This is a genomic window from Photobacterium sp. MCCC 1A19761 (genome assembly GCF_037389125.1).
In the GTDB taxonomy this organism is placed as follows: Bacteria; Pseudomonadota; Gammaproteobacteria; order Enterobacterales; family Vibrionaceae; genus Photobacterium.
Window position 1 is genome coordinate 175,669 of sequence record NZ_JAZGTF010000003.1, and the last position, 17,331, is coordinate 192,999.

General features: G+C 51.0%; 17 protein-coding genes. 10 read left to right on the top strand and 7 right to left on the bottom strand.

Features of this window, described 5'->3' with window-relative positions:
• Positions 1 to 15: 15 nt before the first annotated feature.
• The 4 genes from VV869_RS05890 to VV869_RS05905 all read left to right on the top strand — a co-directional run bounded on the left by VV869_RS05890 (position 16) and on the right by VV869_RS05905 (position 4,161).
• Positions 16 to 1,164 (top strand): ABC transporter substrate-binding protein, encoded by a 1,149-nt coding sequence (locus VV869_RS05890; RefSeq protein WP_337734042.1) that lies wholly within the window; start codon positions 16 to 18, stop codon positions 1,162 to 1,164.
• 68 nt (positions 1,165 to 1,232) lie between these two features.
• On the top strand, positions 1,233 to 2,066 hold the full coding sequence (locus VV869_RS05895; RefSeq protein ID WP_337734043.1) for an ABC transporter permease: 834 nt from the start codon (positions 1,233 to 1,235) through the stop codon (positions 2,064 to 2,066).
• Positions 2,066 to 2,929 carry an ABC transporter permease gene (locus tag VV869_RS05900; RefSeq protein WP_337734044.1) on the top strand — a complete coding sequence of 288 codons (864 nt, stop codon included), beginning with the start codon at positions 2,066 to 2,068 and terminating at the stop codon, positions 2,927 to 2,929. Before VV869_RS05895 ends, VV869_RS05900 begins: the two co-directional genes overlap by 1 nt.
• 128 nt (positions 2,930 to 3,057) lie before the next feature.
• A complete protein-coding gene (locus VV869_RS05905) occupies positions 3,058 to 4,161 on the top strand; it encodes a hypothetical protein (RefSeq protein ID WP_337734045.1) in 1,104 nt (367 codons plus the stop codon).
• A gap of 88 nt (positions 4,162 to 4,249) precedes the next feature.
• On the opposite strand, the gene VV869_RS05910 is transcribed toward VV869_RS05905, so the two are convergent.
• The 3 genes from VV869_RS05910 to VV869_RS05920 form a co-directional block, all read right to left on the bottom strand.
• Entirely contained in the window at positions 4,250 to 4,564 is a 315-nt protein-coding gene (locus VV869_RS05910; RefSeq protein ID WP_337734046.1) for a heavy metal-binding domain-containing protein, read from the bottom strand.
• 24 nt (positions 4,565 to 4,588) lie between these two features.
• Positions 4,589 to 5,581 carry a Gfo/Idh/MocA family protein gene (locus tag VV869_RS05915; RefSeq protein WP_337734047.1) on the bottom strand — a complete coding sequence of 331 codons (993 nt, stop codon included), beginning with the start codon at positions 5,579 to 5,581 and terminating at the stop codon, positions 4,589 to 4,591.
• 88 nt (positions 5,582 to 5,669) lie between these two features.
• Positions 5,670 to 6,425, bottom strand: coding sequence for a dienelactone hydrolase family protein (locus VV869_RS05920; protein WP_337734048.1), 756 nt, complete (start codon positions 6,423 to 6,425; stop codon positions 5,670 to 5,672).
• A 133-nt stretch (positions 6,426 to 6,558) separates the two neighbouring features.
• On the opposite strand from VV869_RS05920, the gene VV869_RS05925 reads away from it, so the two are divergent.
• From VV869_RS05925 to VV869_RS05935, 3 genes are all read left to right on the top strand, one after another.
• On the top strand, positions 6,559 to 7,530 hold the full coding sequence (locus VV869_RS05925; RefSeq protein WP_337734049.1) for a glycosyl transferase family protein: 972 nt from the start codon (positions 6,559 to 6,561) through the stop codon (positions 7,528 to 7,530).
• A 181-nt stretch (positions 7,531 to 7,711) separates the two neighbouring features.
• Positions 7,712 to 8,443, top strand: coding sequence for a beta-ketoacyl synthase chain length factor (locus tag VV869_RS05930; RefSeq protein ID WP_337734050.1), 732 nt, complete (start codon positions 7,712 to 7,714; stop codon positions 8,441 to 8,443).
• Positions 8,444 to 8,604: 161 nt separating this feature from the next.
• On the top strand, positions 8,605 to 8,865 hold the full coding sequence (locus VV869_RS05935) for a phosphopantetheine-binding protein (RefSeq protein ID WP_261603414.1): 261 nt from the start codon (positions 8,605 to 8,607) through the stop codon (positions 8,863 to 8,865).
• 178 nt (positions 8,866 to 9,043) lie between these two features.
• Here the strand turns inward: VV869_RS05935 and VV869_RS05940 are convergent, their stop codons facing one another.
• On the bottom strand, positions 9,044 to 10,588 hold the full coding sequence (locus VV869_RS05940; RefSeq protein WP_337734051.1) for an MFS transporter: 1,545 nt from the start codon (positions 10,586 to 10,588) through the stop codon (positions 9,044 to 9,046).
• Between the two features lie 269 nt (positions 10,589 to 10,857).
• Between VV869_RS05940 and VV869_RS05945 the strand changes: the two genes are divergently transcribed.
• The gene (locus VV869_RS05945; RefSeq protein WP_337734052.1) at positions 10,858 to 11,166 is read left to right on the top strand and encodes an ArsR/SmtB family transcription factor; all 309 of its coding nucleotides are present in this window, start codon (positions 10,858 to 10,860) and stop codon (positions 11,164 to 11,166) included.
• 255 nt (positions 11,167 to 11,421) lie between these two features.
• Positions 11,422 to 12,969, top strand: coding sequence for an HAL/PAL/TAL family ammonia-lyase (locus VV869_RS05950; protein ID WP_337734053.1), 1,548 nt, complete (start codon positions 11,422 to 11,424; stop codon positions 12,967 to 12,969).
• A gap of 94 nt (positions 12,970 to 13,063) precedes the next feature.
• Here VV869_RS05950 and VV869_RS05955 read toward each other — a convergent pair whose 3' ends face one another.
• On the bottom strand, positions 13,064 to 15,097 hold the full coding sequence (locus tag VV869_RS05955) for a methyl-accepting chemotaxis protein (protein WP_337734054.1): 2,034 nt from the start codon (positions 15,095 to 15,097) through the stop codon (positions 13,064 to 13,066).
• A 614-nt stretch (positions 15,098 to 15,711) separates the two neighbouring features.
• Here VV869_RS05955 and rnk point away from each other — a divergent pair.
• Positions 15,712 to 16,125, top strand: coding sequence for a nucleoside diphosphate kinase regulator (rnk, locus tag VV869_RS05960; protein ID WP_337734055.1), 414 nt, complete (start codon positions 15,712 to 15,714; stop codon positions 16,123 to 16,125).
• A gap of 78 nt (positions 16,126 to 16,203) precedes the next feature.
• Here rnk and rfaH read toward each other — a convergent pair whose 3' ends face one another.
• Both rfaH and VV869_RS05970 read right to left on the bottom strand, forming a co-directional pair.
• Positions 16,204 to 16,689, bottom strand: coding sequence for a transcription/translation regulatory transformer protein RfaH (gene rfaH, locus VV869_RS05965; protein ID WP_337734056.1), 486 nt, complete (start codon positions 16,687 to 16,689; stop codon positions 16,204 to 16,206).
• A 97-nt stretch (positions 16,690 to 16,786) separates the two neighbouring features.
• Positions 16,787 to 16,912 carry a hypothetical protein gene (locus VV869_RS05970; RefSeq protein ID WP_337734057.1) on the bottom strand — a complete coding sequence of 42 codons (126 nt, stop codon included), beginning with the start codon at positions 16,910 to 16,912 and terminating at the stop codon, positions 16,787 to 16,789.
• Positions 16,913 to 17,331 lie beyond the last annotated feature (419 nt).

A 17,331-nucleotide genomic window follows, 5' to 3' on the forward strand; every position in this document is an offset into this window, starting at 1 on the left:
AATTAAGGATTAGCGATGTTTGTAAAAACCAAGATGACTTTACTGACAGCTATGGGTGCCATTCTTGTTTCCGGCGCAAGCCAAGCGGAAACAACACTGAATGTCGCATCTGCAGGAAGCCAAAACATGGTCGACTACGTAAAAACCTACTTAGCGCCAAAGTTTGAAGCCGCGCACCCAGGCGTCAAGATTAATGTTGTCGGTACCGGCCCTGGCGATGCAGGCTCTCATAAAATTCTGGAAAAGCTCTCTGCTCAAAATAAAAGTGGCCTGAAAACGTGGGATATCGATGTCGCGGTTGTCCATCAAAAAATTGGCGGCGAGATGGTTCAGCAAGGGCTATTGGCTAGCTACCGGGACGATATCAATACAGGCACGATGGTCACCCGTGACAGTGCCAGGAATGCGCTGGGTACCAATGTTGATGGTTATGTCATGCCAATGTTCCACAGCCAGACCGCTATTGCGTATAACAGCGACCTGATCCCGATCCCCCCGAAATCATATGATGAGCTTGTTCAATGGGTTGAAAAAAATCCCAAAGCATTCGGCTACAACGGCATCAAGAACGGGATGTCCGGTGTGAGCTTTGTGACCGGTTGGGTTTATGCATATGGCTCGGATGCAGACAAGCTGTCCAGTAAACCATATCAAAAAGGTATTCAGTCTCAGTGGGATGCCGCGTTCGAACAGCTGAAAGCGTTTAATAAGAACATCACGTTCACGCCGGGTAACGCCGGGACGCTGGACATGCTCAACCGGGGCGAGATCTTCATGGGACCGGTCTGGGTCGATATGTTCTATAGCTGGAAAGAACAGGGCAAGATCCCGCCTTCACTGAAACTCTCTCTACTTGCGCCGGGTATGCCAGGACAACCAATGTACTACGTGGTGCCGGAAAAAGCGGCCAATCCAGAGCTCGCTCGCGAATTTATCGAGCTGGCGACCAGCCCTGACATCCAAGCGGAGGGCATCGTGAAACGCTTCAACTGGTATCCGGGCATTGATGCAACGTACGTTAAAAAGCACCTGGATAAGCAAAGCTGGCAGAAGTTATTCGCGGAAATTACGCCGGAGGATCTCTCTCAGTACGGTAAGAGTTTCCCGATCGCACCCTATTTTGATGATATCAAAGAAGGTTATGAGCGTAAGGTTGCAAATTAATCGCTGTATGCTCAAGAGGTTACACACCTCTTGAGCTTTACATCGTGGCTGATTTCACTGGAAATATTATGCATTACAACCCAATCAAAAACATCTCGATGGTACTGCCGGCGGCATTCATGGTCGGTCTGTTTTTCCTCTACCCATTAGCCTTTTCTCTTTTTTCCGCGCTGTTCACCGATACTGGTGCGTTGACGACAGCGCATCTGGAGAATGCGGTCGAACTGTACTCCAACGATATTCTGTTTACGATAATTATCGTGCTGAGTTCAATGGTCATTTTATGTGTGCTGTCGATATTCATTGCAGCAACATTACGCCTCTCTCCCTTTACATCGCTCGTTCGGGTTTTAGGGATACTTTATCGACTGCCTCTGTTCATCCCACTCATCGTGACAGCTCAGATGATGAGAACCTTTTTAGCTAAAAATGGGTTGATGAATAACGCGCTCATTGAAGCCGGATTATTTACCCCTCTAGAAACCATTTCATTCCTCGGCTGGAGTGGCATCATCATTACTTTTGTCTGGAAACAACTCGCTTTTTCGACGCTGCTTATTTCCGGAGCGATGTCGGCCATCGATGAATCCCAGGTCCGTGCCGCGAGAAACTTAGGGGGCTCAAGAACTCGGATCCTATTTCAGATTATCCTGCCTCAGATTATCCCAACAATCGGTGTCGCCATGGTCCTGTCTGTTGTGACGATGATGTCAGCATTATCTGTACCGCTGATGATTGGCACCGGCACACCCACCATGATGACCGCCGACATGGCATTTCGAATCAACTCTTACGGTGATTACCATACCGCAAATGCACTGGGCCTTATTTCTTACTGTATTTGTGCTGCGTTTGCCTGGTTCTATCTTCGTCAGAATCTTAAAGATAAGGCTGGTGTATAGTGAGTCAAGAACTAACAATACGCTCTTTGACCAGAGCAAATAGATCCCGATTTTCAAACTTAATCCGTCTGGATGCCTTTCCACAATTTGTCTTTGTCATCTGTCTGGCATTGATCATGTTCGGTCCGATCATCAATTTGCTCATCTGGACGGTAGCCGAAGTTTGGTATTTTCCTTACGCTTTACCCTCCCAATGGGGGCTCAAATACTGGGATCAGGTGTTCAGCCCTTATAGTGATGTTACCGGCTCACTAACAACCAGCATCTTGATTGCTTTAACCACGGTTGCGGTCTGTCTCTCCGTCTCTATTCCTGCGGGTTATGCGCTTGCAAAGCAAAAGATGCCTTTCAGAATATTCTGGATGCTGTTGTTTCTGATCCCTCAGGCGTTTCCTAACCTGACGGTGTACATGAACATCGCAGGAATATTCTACGACTTCGGACTCAACGGGACTTTTCTCGGGGTCGTCCTGGTACACAGTGTCCATGGTCTGATGTTTTCGGTCTGGATTAGCGTCGCGGCTTTTTCCGGTATAGACCCTTTGATGATCCGGGCATCCAGAAATTTGGGCGCAGGCCCTGTCTATACCTTTTTCCATATCACTTTGCCTCAAGCGACACCGGGTATTGTGGCCAGTGGTATCTTCGTGTTCCTTGAATCTCTTGATGAGTTCACCGGAACTTTCTTTGTCGGTGCACCAGAGATAAGCACCTTACCGCTCCTGTTATATACGGCAAGCATGGAGGGCAATTATCAAATCGCATCGATTACGGCGCTAATATTACTCATCCCATCGATTCTGTTTATGTTTGTGATCAGCCGATTTATATCTCCAGAGATGCTGTCAAAAATTGGGCGTTAATCATGAACAGAAAACAGCATGATGAAATCTGAACATTAAACATAACTATTATTTTCCCGGTAAGAATTCAACGTCTCACCATTTAAACACCTGTAATTAATCTGAATATTAAAGATGGAACTTTCAATATGAAACATATAATACCAACGGTTATCTTGGGTTTCAGTAGCTCAGTCTATGCAACCTCTGATGCTTATCAACAGCCTCAGTTAAATCTATCCATGGAGCAAGTGTTGTCCAGCCTGGCAGAGAGCTGCCAGGCGTTTGTCGCTGATACTGAAGTTGATCACAGCTTTGAGATCAGTGACCACCATCAATCTTTTGCACTGTCGCACCAGTGGAGCAATGGCACCCATACCGCATTCATTTCCCACTCAGAAACAGGCTCAGGTGATGAGGGACAAATTCTCTCATTTCGGGTCTCAGAAAGTATGTTTGATCCAAACCAAGACCTTATTTCCGGCAACGAAACTATGCCTCTTGAAGATAAGATTTATATTAGTGAGCAACACCCGTCTGGTATTGCCTGGTTACCTGCCCCAACGAACAGCGCAAAAGACCAGGGTTATTTACTTGTCGCCTCTCAATATGAAAAAACGGTTCGCTTTCGTAAATTCACCATCGACGGCGACCAAGGACAAGTGGCGGCATTGACTCAAACGGATCATAAAATAGAGGAAATCACGGATGTTTGGATTAACCGACATGAAGATGACTATTGGTTAATTTTACACGACATGGACAATGCACAGGGCGCGGCGTACAAGGCATCAGTGGCTGAGTTATTTCAATATGGCACCGATAAAGAAGGTGAAATTAACATTCGCGCCTTTTCCTATGTCAACAGCTATACCTCACCATCCAATACAGGCTGTAACAAAAGCCTCGGTCAAAATGCTCAATTGGTCGAAGATAGTACGGGGAACTGGTATATCGTTCACGCCTATACAGACACCACATGTGGCGCAAATATGGGGACGAACCAAGTCAAAGCTTACCCTGCTTACTTTAACGATGACGGCACATTCAGCGTCGCAACCAGTCCTACCCCGGCAGCTTCAACCAGCGTGGGCTATTCCGTCAGTGTTACCGACGAAGGAGCCGATGGTGCGACTGGATTCAGAGTCACGAACGACGGACGGCTCGTGGTCTATTTGGGGGGACAGTATGCATCTTTAGACAGGTTTGACTATAAAACGTATTTGAAAGAATGCCGTTCATCAAAATATTAACGGCTTACAAATCAATAGAAGTTCGCATATTGCGAGCTTCTATTCTCTCAAATACCCTAAATACGTTATTCGCTCTTGATTTCAGTGTCTATTTCAGCTTCACCGCCGTACCGTAAACCAGTATTTCTGACGCGCCCTGCATGATTGCACTGGTGGTAAAGCGCACGTTGACGATCGCATCCGCCCCCATGGCTTCGGCCTCGGCGATCGCCCGGCTCATGGCTTTTTCCCGCGCTTCCACCAGCATTTCGGTATAGCCGCGGATCTCGCCGCCAAAAATGGTTTTAAAGCCGGCCATAATATCGCGACCAACATGTTTCGATTGCACCACGTTCCCGCAGACTGTCCCCAGTGTTTCGGTAATGGTCCGGTGAGCGATTTCAGATGTTGTCACACACAACATAGCTCTTCCCCCTTAAAAAGATGGTTATGAATTGGGCTGGCCCAGGATTTGGGACATTACCCAGGCGGTTCGGGTCGCTGTCTCCCCTGTGGAAGGGTGTGGTTCACCACCCAACAAGTTCGCTGCCATGGCCGCGACATGGAACTGCTGAATGTGCGGCGGGTTTTCAATTAGACGACTTTGCTCGCCGGTGTCGTTAATTAACATCACCGGCGCTTCATCAAACACGGAAAACACCAGCTTGCCCCGGCTGCCGATCATTTCCACCCGATCTTCACGTTTAGCGGCGCCAAAATGCCAGCTGCCACACCCGGTAACGCCGGATTCATGCTGCCAGCAGCCGGTCACCGCATCTCCGGCGCTGTAAAGCCCTTGCTGATTGAGGCAGATTCCCATGGCCCGGGAAATATCGCCCAGCAGGAACATCAGCAAATCTAAACCATGACTGGCCAAATCATCGAAATAACCGCCCGGTGCAATTGCCGCATCGGTGCGCCAGTTATATTGCCCGGACAAATCAAGCGCATTGGCCGGTTTGGAGAGCTGCCAGCTGACATGGCGAACCTCACCGATTTTGCCATCGGCCAGCCAGGATTGAACCTGACGAAACCGTGGCAGTGACCGCCGATAATAAGCAACAAACAACGGCAGTGAGCGCTTACGAAAAGCTGCGGTGATCAACGCACTGTCGGCATAGTCCGGTGCCAGGGGCTTTTCGATACAACACGGCTTGCCGGCCTCGGCCACTTTTAACGCATAGGTTTTGTGGCTATCCGGCGGTGTAGCGATATACACCGCATCGACCTCGGGATCGGCAATGAGCTGATCAGCATCGGTGTAATACCGCGCGACACCATGGCGCTTGGCGTAATCGCGGGCTTTGGCTTCATCCCGGCGCATGACAGCCACCAGCTCAAACCCTTCCGCCATCTGATAGGCCGGGCCGCTTTTCACTTCCGTGACGTTGCCACAGCCGATGATCCCCCAACGGATCGGTTTTTCCGGACACTGCTTCATGATAAGTCCCTCCTGCCCTCAGCATGACCAAGGCAGCAGTAAAAATCAATCAAATCATGATGATGCAACGTGCCGTACCAACCACTGATTATCCATCAGGAAACACGGATTTCAGATAGGTCAGAAAGCGCTGCCACGACTTCACATCCGCATCCTGACGGTAGTTCGGCGAGCCATACACCGTAAAGGCATGGGGCGCGCCGCTGTAGGTGATCATTTCACTGTCGACTTTGGCTTTTTCCAGTGCTTGCGACAGGGCGGCGAAGTCGCTCATGGAAATGGCCTGATCAGCCCCGCCATGAAGGATCAGTACGCTGCCTTTGGTTTGCGAATAATCCTGACCTTCAGGAGTGCTCAACCCGCCGTGAAAGGTCACAAAACCTTTTAGGTCGGCCCCGGAGCGGGCCATCTCCAGCACTGCCGCACCACCGAAACAGTATCCCATCGCCACCGCCTGCTGGGTGTTCGCCCCCAAAGATTGCGCCTTGGTCATGGCGCCCTGGAGCAAATCACGCATTTTTTGGCGATCCTGATACAACTCCCCGGTGTGCTGCCGCTTGTCTTCATTTTTGGTCGGCCGGACTCCGGCGCCAAATAAATCTGCGGCAAAGACGGCATAGCCGGCTTCAGCCAGCATCTCTGCCCGTTTGACTTCGTAATCAGTCAGCCCGTCCCAATCATGAACCAGCAACACCAAAGGAGCAGGTTTGCCGCTTTCAGCCGGGGTGGTGTAATACCCCTCATACGCCTCGCCATTGATCTGATAGCTGACCATCCGCCCTTCGCCAAACGCGGTACATGAAACCAACAAGGATAACGTAACCGCCAAACGTCCGATTTTCATTCTCCCTCCGAAACATCTACATCGCGTCAACAGTTCTAACAGTGTAGGTGATTTGTTAACAACCGAGACATTCGTATTCCGTTTCAATGGGGTATAGTTATTATCAGTGTGAAAAATGGAACTAGGGAAAGCAATGCCAGCATTTACAGAATTTATTAAACATGTCGGCCGAGGCGAGAAAGGCCGTCGGCCACTGACCCAGGAAGAAGCCCGGGAAGCACTGACCATGTACCTGGACGGCAAAGCCGAGTTGCTCCAGTTGGCAGTGCTGCTGATGCTGCAACGGGTCCGCTGCGAAACCGGTGAAGAGGCCGCCGGATATATTCAGGCGCTGCGCGAGCGGATCGATCCGGACTGGCAGGAGCTTGCCATTGACCTCGACTGGCCCTGCTTCGCCGGCAAACGGCGCCAACCGCCCTGGCTGCTGCTGGCAGCCAAACTGTTAGCGAAAAATGGTGTACGGATCCTGCTGCACGGCCATGCCGCGGTTGATGCAGTAAAATTCCAGATTGAGTCGGCCTGCCCGGCACTCGGGATCCGGCAGGCCGCAACCCCCGAAGAAGCCAAAACCATTCTCGCCCATGACGATATCTGCTACATCCCGCTGTCTGCCTATTGCGAGCCTCTGGTGGATTTGCTGGCCCTGCGCAAGCAGGTCGGCCTGCGGACCCCGCTCAACACCGTCGCCCGCGCGCTCAATCCAGCGCGTGCTCCCTTTGCCATCCATGGAATTTTCCACCAAGGCTATGAAAAACTGCACGCAGAAGCGGCGCAACGAGTCGGCGATCTGAACATGGTCGCCTTCAAGGGAGAGGGCGGCGAAAGTGAGCGCAGCCCCCGCACCGCATGCCGCCTGGCCGGGGTATCGCGCGGGGAGCTCTATGAAGAAGAGTGGCCAACGTTCCTGGAAGGAGCCTCCGGTAAGCACGGGGAGATCAGCGGTGAGTACCTGCGGCAGGTCTGGGACGGAGAAGTCGACAACAATTACGGCGCCCATGCGGTCGTCTCAACCATGGCGATTGTGCTGAAGATGATGCAGGTGTGTCCGGATCAGGCTGCCGCACTCGAGCAGGCTCAGCAATGGTGGGACACGCGTCATCAGTAACGCTGCTTTCACCCCTGATGCCCGCCAACCGCTCTCTGCCGGGTGGCGGGCCTTCCTTCGCCACCTTCCAGGCCGCCCGACGCAAAAAAAGTGAAGTGCCTCAATAATCATTCCGGTTCTGCTGGGGCGTGTTTTTAATATATGCAACCATAGCCATAAAGTAATCACGATGGCTATGAATATGAACACATTTTCCTTCACGCTACTCGACTGGCTGGCCCTGTCTCCCGGATTAACTGACACCCGCCAGTGGCAAGAATGGGCACAGCAAGATATGCGCTGGCCCGAAGACCCGGCCCCCGTCCCGGCCAATCTGATCCCGCCGATGATGCGTCGACGCACCAGTCAGTTGAGTAAACTGGCCCTACAGGCAGCACTCACCCTGACCCGGGATCAACCGGTAGACTATATCGTCTTTGCCAGTCGGCACGGTGAACTGGCACGCACTATCTCTCTGATCGAAAGCATCCAGCAAGGAGAAGAAGCGTCACCAACCAACTTTGCCCAAACCGTGCACAACACGGCAGCCGGCCTGTTTACCATCGCCGCTAACCGCCCGGTGCCCGTCACAGCCATCGCGGCCGGACAAGACACCCTGCACAACGCATTCGTGGATGCTGCCGCGTATCTGGCAGAGCATCCCGATCACCGGGTCTTGCTGGTTGACTATGACGCCCCGCTGCCGGCGCAGTTTCAGTCATTCGATGCCGGAAACTACCAGAGTTATGCCCTGGCGATGCTGTTGACCGGCGGCAAACACTACCGGGTTCACTGGGATACCCCGTCCGCCCCTGAGCCAGAGGAAGCCCCGGTAACTCTCAAATTTATCAAACACTTGCTGAGCAACCAGCACCAGTGGCAATTAACAACCGATCGCCATTGCTGGTCCTGGCAACGCCATCTTGTACTCTGACGAGCCGAAATGAACACCCTGAAAAGCCGGGAATACGGGGCACAAACATCACAGTGTTAATTCGATCCAATTTCCGCTTCTCAGTTATGAACCACCTCAACACATATGTCACAATGAGCATATTAACAACGAGTCTAACCGACGCAGAAAGGACGTTACGTATGGAACAACTTCACCTCGAACTAAAAAAGCTGATCATTGAGTCGCTCAACCTTGAAGATATCAGCGTTGACGATATCGGGACGGATGAGCCGTTATTTAATGACGGACTGGGGCTGGACTCAATTGACGCGCTGGAATTAGGACTGGCGCTGAAGAAAAAATATCAGATCTCTCTGGACAGCGATGATAATGACGCCCGTCAGCACTTTGCTTCCGTCGCCAGCCTCGCCGATTACATCTCGTCCGTGAAGGCAGCCTGAGCCTGAGCTGGGCTTCTTCCAGCAAGACTAGTTTCGCGCAAACATGGCTTCACGCAAGAAAAAACCGCCCCCGCGCTATACAGCGGGGGCGCTTTTTCGCTCATGCAATACGTGCTGTCGAGCAAGGCGAAATGAATCAAGCAAACCGCTCCCAACACACACCACATTACCCCGTTGGCTAACGCCTCAACACCTCACGACAGTGAGCTAAACGGTTCACCTTTCGTAAACAGTACAGGGCCAATAGGCTCACAATCACAGCAAGACTCCCTAAGAGCGCATTCGTTGTTGTAAACGCCATTTTATACACTGCGATCATTTGTTGGCTTAGCGTCGCTTGCTCATTAGCATTCACCAGCTCAAGCAACCCGGTAAAGTTTCCAGACGCCATTCCCGCAATCCAGGCCTCTACATCCCCTTCTTTCAACTGACTCAGATGTTCAGGTACAAGTCGAGTCAACGAAGCGCTCATCAATGCACCATACAGCGCAACGGCAACGGCTTCACTCCCTAACCGGAAAGTATTGAGTACCCCTGCAGCCATGCCGGTTTCATCGGCTTTAACACTACTGAGTGCTTCACCATCCACTAAACCCGCAGAGATTCCCATCCCCATTCCAATCAACAGCAGGGCAACCGCCAACCATGAAAGTGAGGCCGACAACTCAACCAACAGACCCAGTAAGCCGATCCCAAGTAACATGCTCACGATGCTGAAGAAAATCAGTCGCGCTGTTCTCACCCCTCGCGATGCTAAGTTCCCGGCAATCAGCGGCAACACCAACACGGGCAAAGTCAAAAACAACATCATGAGACCCGCAGTTGCTGCGGACTGTTGCATCGGTCCGGTCAGATAAGTGGGGAAGTACGTCAGCAATGTCACAAAGGTAAAGCTGGCAACCACAGGTACTAAGATCAGGCCAAGGAAACCATGGTTTCTGAGCAACACCAGATTCAGCACCGGATGTACTGCTCTTTTTATCCGAACGATAAATAGAATGAACATGACCCCGCCAACAAACGCAGCAAGAGCGGTTTTCAAACTCAACCATCCCCATTCGTACCCCCTGGACAACGCCAGCATCAACAGGAACATGCCGGCAATAAATAAAGCTGCCCCGGGGAAATCAACCTGCGGCACAGATCCTACTTCGTCAGCATCGCTTGGAATGCTGGAGCTCATCACAAGTACAGCGGTAAGCACCACGGCGTGCATGGCAAAAATAGCTTGCCAGCTCCACAGTTCCAGTAAAACTCCGGAAACCGTGGGGCCGAACGTAATCCCTAAACCTGCAGTCACCCCAAACAAAGCGAATACTCTTGTTCTTTGCTCCCCCTCAAAAGTATGAGTAAAGAGCGCGCTGCCGCAGGAAAAAATAGCCGCGCCACCTACACCGGCAAGCGCCCGAAATACATCAAGCCACAATATATTCGGCGCAAGCCCGGAACCTATGGATGCCAGTGTATAAATCAATGCGCCTGCGATAAACGAACGCTTTCGGCCGAACACATCGGCAAATTTACCCCAAATCAGCGTAAAACAGGCAAACGTCAAATTAAAAGCATTTACCACCCACTGCAAACTAGCCGGGTCCGATTGCAACTCTGCGCTGATAAACGGCAAGGCAATTGCCGTACCTGAAATAGAGCTCGGCACGATAAATACAGCCATTAAGACAGCAAACAGCATAAACGTGCGGGTTGTTCGATGTATTCCATCCATAGTTAGCCTTTAATCATTATCTGTAGTCACCTCGAACGAATCCATCATCTCAGTAAGAGTCCGTCCCAGCACCTCGCGAGCGGCGCATGTTTGATACTCACCTCGTCCATGACAGACGCAATCTTTGTCACTACAATGGTTTGAAAGATATCGCACGTATGGCAACGCCAATACGTATCAATAAATACGAACGTTCGATATTTTTCGAACCTTATAGATACGGAACACCCGTGTCAATCTGTTTCATAAGGATAAAATAGGAAAACGACATGTCAGAACATGAGATACTCGCAAGTCAACCGCGCGAGGAAACACTGGAGATGTTGAAAGCCCTTGCGCACCCAGTTCGGCTCAAAATCATCATTGACCTGATCAACGATGAACCAAACGCAGAAAGGCACTGTACTTCTTTCGACCTTTCAGTCTCCAAAGCCACACGTTCTCATCACTTTAAGATCCTGAAAGATTCCGGGCTGATCGAGCATGTAGATCACGGGAACCGCTCTTTGGCCAAGCTCCGCCATGCTGAAATAGAATCAAAGTTTCCGGGTTTACTGAGCATGCTCCAGAACAAGTAACACCAATCATGGTGATCTTGACTCACTAGAGCTTTCATTCGAAACAATCTTCAAAGCAGACATACACGAACTCAAAAATGGCTGGCGCGATGCCGGCCATGAGACGGCTATTGTCTCTATCAAGCCACTTCCCATGGCGTGACAAACCTCGAAAAACCGTCCTCTCTTGTTATGCTACATGATGTATATTGTATAGGATGAGATCGTCAATAAGAGGGCAAGCCTCTAATCTGCTGATAATTAATGGATTTTCTCATGAACTCTGATAATCAAGATGCCATTCTGTTTGGTGCCGAACGCCTGACCATTGAAGACGTGGTTGATATTGCCAACGGTGCCCAGGCCAAAATCAATAATTCCCCTGCATTTACCGCAAAAATTGACCGCGGTGTTGCGTTCCTTGAAAGCCTGCTGAAAGAAGAAGGCGTGATCTACGGCGTGACAACCGGTTACGGGGATTCCTGTACCGTGGCGATCCCGCCGGAGCTGGTCGATGAGCTGCCGTTGCACCTGACCCGCTTTCATGGCTGCGGGCTCGGTGAGCATCTTGATCACCAGCAGGCCCGTGCAGTGCTGGCGACACGCTTGTGTTCACTGACTCAGGGGGTTTCCGGGGTCAGCCATGAGCTGTTGAATCAAATCGTCACCCTGATCAATCATGACATCACCCCGCGGATCCCTCAGGAAGGCTCTGTGGGTGCCAGCGGCGATCTGACGCCACTCTCTTATCTGGCCGCCGCCCTGATCGGCGAGCGTGACGTAGTGTATCAAGGTGAGGTCCGCGCGACCTCCGACGTCTATACCGAACTGGGTTTGCATCCGATCACGCTCAAGCCGAAAGAAGGCTTGGCGCTCATGAACGGCACCTCCGTGATGACCGCGCTGGCCTGCCTGGCGTATAAACGCGCTGAGTATCTGGCCCAGCTCGCGACCCGGATCACCGCGATGGTTTCTGTCGGCATGCAGGGCAATGACTTCCACTTCGATGAAGCCTTATTTGCCGTGAAGCCACATCAAGGACAACAGCAAATCGCCAGCTGGTTACGCAGCGACCTACAGTCTTCCCTGCCGCCACGGAACAGCGACCGCTTGCAAGACCGCTACTCTCTGCGTTGTGCACCGCATGTGATCGGCGTGCTGCAAGACAGCCTGCCCTGGCTGCGTCAGCTGATTGAAAATGAACTCAACAGTGCCAATGACAACCCAATCATTGATGGTGACAATGAACGCGTCCTGCACGGCGGCCATTTCTACGGCGGTCATATTGCGATGGCGATGGACACCCTGAAAGTGGCGATTGCCAATCTGGCCGATTTGCTGGACCGTCAGATGGCCCAGTTGATGGATTACAAGTTTAACAACGGCCTGCCGTTCAACCTGACCGGTGCCACCGGCGCACGCAAACCCATCAACCATGGCTTCAAAGCCGTACAGATCGGGATTTCGGCCTGGACCGCGGAAGCACTCAAGCACACCATGCCGGCCAGTGTCTTCTCACGCTCAACCGAGTGCCATAACCAGGACAAAGTCAGCATGGGGACCATCGCCTCCCGCGACTGCCTCCGGGTGCTCGAGCTGACGGAACAAGTTGCTTCCGCCTCGCTGCTCGCATCAACGCAAGCCTTGCTGCTTCGCGAGGCCCAAGGCGAGTTGCAAACCAGCCACCTCAGCCCAGCGCTGCAAGCGATGCTGACTTCCGTTCAAAAAGATTTTGAAATGGTCCGTGAAGATCGGCCGCTCGAAGGCGAGCTGCGCCTCTTTATCAGTAAGATCCGCGAGCAGAACTGGAAAATGTATGACTGAGCCTCTGATTGATATCAGAACGCTGCCGCAACTTGCATAAAAATACCGGGCCCTGAGCCCGGTATTGTTCATTTAACACTCAATTGCAGCCCCGCTATCGAGCGGTCATCCGCATCGGCGTATCGCCTGAGGGCGCAATCGTAAAGTGACTGACTTCTTCCATCAGCTCAGCCATCCGGCCTTGCACCAGTTCCATTTCCTGATGAATATCGGCAATGGTCTTTTTGGTGTGATCCGCCAGCTCCAGCAATTCATCCACATCCGTATCGACGCTCTTCGCTGTTTGCGATTGCTGGGTGGATGCCGTTGCAATGCTGACGTTGAACTGGGCAATTTCATTCACCGCCAAGATCAGTTTTTCCACCAAAGACTTCGTATCTGACACCACTTCCTGAGCCTCATAACTGGCTTCACGGCTTTGCTGCATATTGTCGAAGGAGTCTTTAGCATTCTGGCCAATCCCCTCCAGCAGCTTGCGGATGTCTTCCGTCGACTGCTTGCTGCGTTGTGCCAGCGTCCGGACCTCATCCGCCACCACAGCAAAGCCCCGTCCCTGCTCACCCGCACGGGCTGCTTCAATGGCAGCGTTCAGTGCCAACAGGTTGGTCTGTTCCGAGATCGCATTAATCGTATCCAGGATCTCCGTCACGCTGCCCATCTGCTTCTCCAGCGCCTCAATACAGGCAAACGTCTGGTCGACATTTTCGAGCAGCTCCGTGGCAGACTGGAATGAACGGTCACTGTGCTCAAAACAGGCTTCGGCGTTTTCTTTCACCTGATCCGTGCTGTGCTGCGCATCCACAGTGATCCCGGCCACCTCCTCACTGGTTTGGGCCATTTCCGTCATCGCCGTTGCGATATTATCGCAGCGCAGGTGAGTCTGTTGGCTGGAGTCTTTCGCCTTGGCCACCAAATCAACCATCGCCGCCATCTCTTTTTCAGTCTGGCTGGCAAAGCGCAATGTCTTATTTAACGTCTCACTCAAACTGCTCGCCAGGTGATCAACATGGCTGGCAATCCGGCCAAATTCATCCCGACGACCGTCACCCAGGCGGATACTCAAGTCGTTATTCGACGCCATGCGGTCCAGCTGCGCGGTAAACTGCTCGACCCGCTCACGTACGTTGTTCACGATTTTCACCGTCAGCAAGACCAACGGCAGCACCAGAAACAGGATCACTCCAATCATCCCATTACGGATCAACGTTGCTTCCACTTGGTGATGCAGCGCATGTTCCCGAATAGCTCCGGCCACGTCATCTCCCAGCGCTTTCACCAAGCCAATCCGCTGGGTAGCCAACGGGAACCAAACTGATGCTTCCGGCCCTTCAATGGCAGAAAGATTGTCTTTCTGATCCAAAAATTGCTGCTGAATCGACATTACCTGTCGCCAGACCGACTCATTGAGGATCGACTGCATCTGTTGCAGGCTCTCCCCATCCAGCAAAATTCTGGCCTGCCGTAGGGCATATCGTTCTGCACTCAGATAATTGGTGATCTGCGTGTAACGCTCCGGCGTCGACTGCTTTCCGGCAAAGACGCCATTCAGGGCACCCCGGGCCATACCGGCCTGCTCCTTAATCACCAGCAGTGCCCACAGGCCCTGCATGTCACGCTTCAAATCCGGGTCACTGATCTGCGCCATCACCACCGCCAGATTATCCAGCGCCAGCTTGTTGATGTTTGAATAAAATGCAAACGGGGATTCCTTCAGGGATAAGCTGTCAACCTGACGACGAATCGACTCACGCCGATCCAGCTCAGATTTCACATCCCCCAATAAGGTCGTCACTAAAGCAGGATCCAAATGTTGCGGTGAGAAAGCCAGCAGGTGATGATAAGCCGCATCTGCCTTTTTTCTTTGCGCCAGCAGGGCACCCTGCTGTTGGCTTTGCCCCTTCGCGGCAATCACCCCGGCGGTCAGACCGCGCTCAACCGCAAACTGATGCGCAACGTCATCATACAGCTCAAACAGAGTCACAGTTTCCAGCGACAGCCCCGTTTCCGCCACCTGCTGATTGGCCTGTTTGATTTGATAGCCGATCACACCGAGCAATAAAATAGTAGGAATAAAAAAAACGGTAAAAATTGTTTTACGCAAATTCATGGCACGGCCCAGATTCAGCATACATCACCCTCAACAATGGAACCCAAGCCCCAAGATAGCAAAGGCCAGCAATGCAACTGAATACTTATGAGGCATATTTCATTAAACTATGAACCAGCTCAAACTGACACCGCAACAATCCACCCGAGATGAAACAGATTCGGCAGCCCCGTCACCGGGCCGAATCTCAAAACGAAACCGAGTTTCAGCACACTTGAAGCCTGTTTAAAAAATCATCAACCGCACCTCAACGTTTCGAAAAGTTACCCACTGTTTTTGTGGATAAAGTTTTTTACCTCTTTAAAAACATGATGTTATCAATTGCAATCTTATAAGTGCGATTTTTTGCAATTTAATGAATAGCGCCGCAACGCCCAAGCATCTGTGTATCCTGTTCCCCCCAGCGCCGGCAGCAGGGCTGTCGGGTCAATGCCGGGAATGGTATGCAATTCGTTTGTCATGTGTTTGCGATTGGGATAATATCTTCCGGTGCATTTCTGCACCGATCACAGTGTCTGCAGACCTCATCGTAACCAGTTCCGTAACGCAATAAGGACTCCCCGGAGCTGCTCTGACAGCGCTGCCGGGCACTGGTTGATTTGTTCAATCTGACAAACTTTAATGACGGTGAAACCATGACCAAACAACCCCGTATTATCATCTCTTCACTGGATGCCGAAAGACTGGATAACCTGCTGGAAACCTTGCCGGATGTGGCATTTCCCGGTAAATCGGCTCTGGAAGCGGAGCTGGATCGCGCCGAGATTGTGGCGCCGCAGGACATCCCATCGACCGTCGTGACCATGAACTCCACGGTCCGTTTCGCGGTGGAATCCTCGGAGAAAACCTTTTGCCTGACGTTGGTTTATCCGAATGAAACAGAAGGTAAAGCGGACCGCATTTCGATCCTGGCACCGGTTGGCAGCGCCCTGCTGGGTCTATCAGTCGGCGATGCCATTGAGTGGCCAAAGCCAGGGGGCGGCATCTTACATGTGCAGATCGAGGAGATTGTCTACCAACCCGAGCGTGGCGGTGACTACAGTCGTTAACCGTCCGCCGATTGACTGACGGACGTCAATATGGACAACACATAGCAACCCTATGTGTTGTACAGGCATCGCAACCCGTTAAACTACTTTACGGATATTTTTATTATCCACGCTCACTCTCACATCCCGGTTAATCATCTGGATGAGCAGCATGGAGCGTTTCTCACCATCCGGCTCGAGGAAAATTGCCTGAATTTCCTGCAAAGCGCCTTCATTGATACTCACTTTATCACCGGCAATGAGCGCCACATCAACATGTACATTGCGAAGCTGGATCTGCGTGATTAGTTCAGCCGGGATTTCCTTCGGCATCTGACCAAATCGAATAAAATCCGCAACACCTCTGGTCGAACGAATCGTGGTAAAACTCGGCCCGCGCTCATAATCAAACTGAACAAATAAATAAGAGGGAAAGAGCGCTGTTTTGACCGACACTTTCTTGCCTCGTCGAATGACGTCTTTATTGACGAAAGGGGTATAACAAGCCACGCCCATTCGTTCTAAATTAATTATCGCTCGCTCAATCTCGTTATTTTTGCAGTACAGTAAATACCACTTCTTCATGATTCCGTGCTCTTTAATTGTCCATAGATTATATCGACCCTATTCGCAATCAGGTCATGCGTTCGCGATCCAGACTGGATTCAAAACGATCTTACCGCTAGATTTCTTTCAGCTTCTGATCGTCAAATGGCTTGTGCCAGTACTGTGATTCACAGACCTGACAGGTGACTTTCATGGTGTTTTTCTTCCAAATTCGTTCGATGACCGTTCTTTTAGAACGCATAAATGTCCGTTCTTGCTTGCATTTTGGGCAATACATGTGTAGCGCCGCCATGTGGCCTCCCCTCACGGTGATATTAAACTTATCAACATATGCAACTGCGCACTAATATCGACGCGCATTATCCATAGTTGCACTGCAAATAAAAATAATGTCACGTGATCATGGGACGAATGTCAAAATAAAGAAAAATTATTCAATAACGCATATCTATTGATGAATAGATTACACGGGAGATCTCTGTTATATATAAAACTATCAGTTTCATTTTGTTTCAACTGATAATAAAACCATCATAAATAGAACATGTGAATACAGCCCTCATAAATTCCCATACAAAATATAAGACAAAATGTATTCGATTACATATGGCTGTAAATATTTCCTGCTACATCCTATTTTTTACATGTTTAATTGAGATG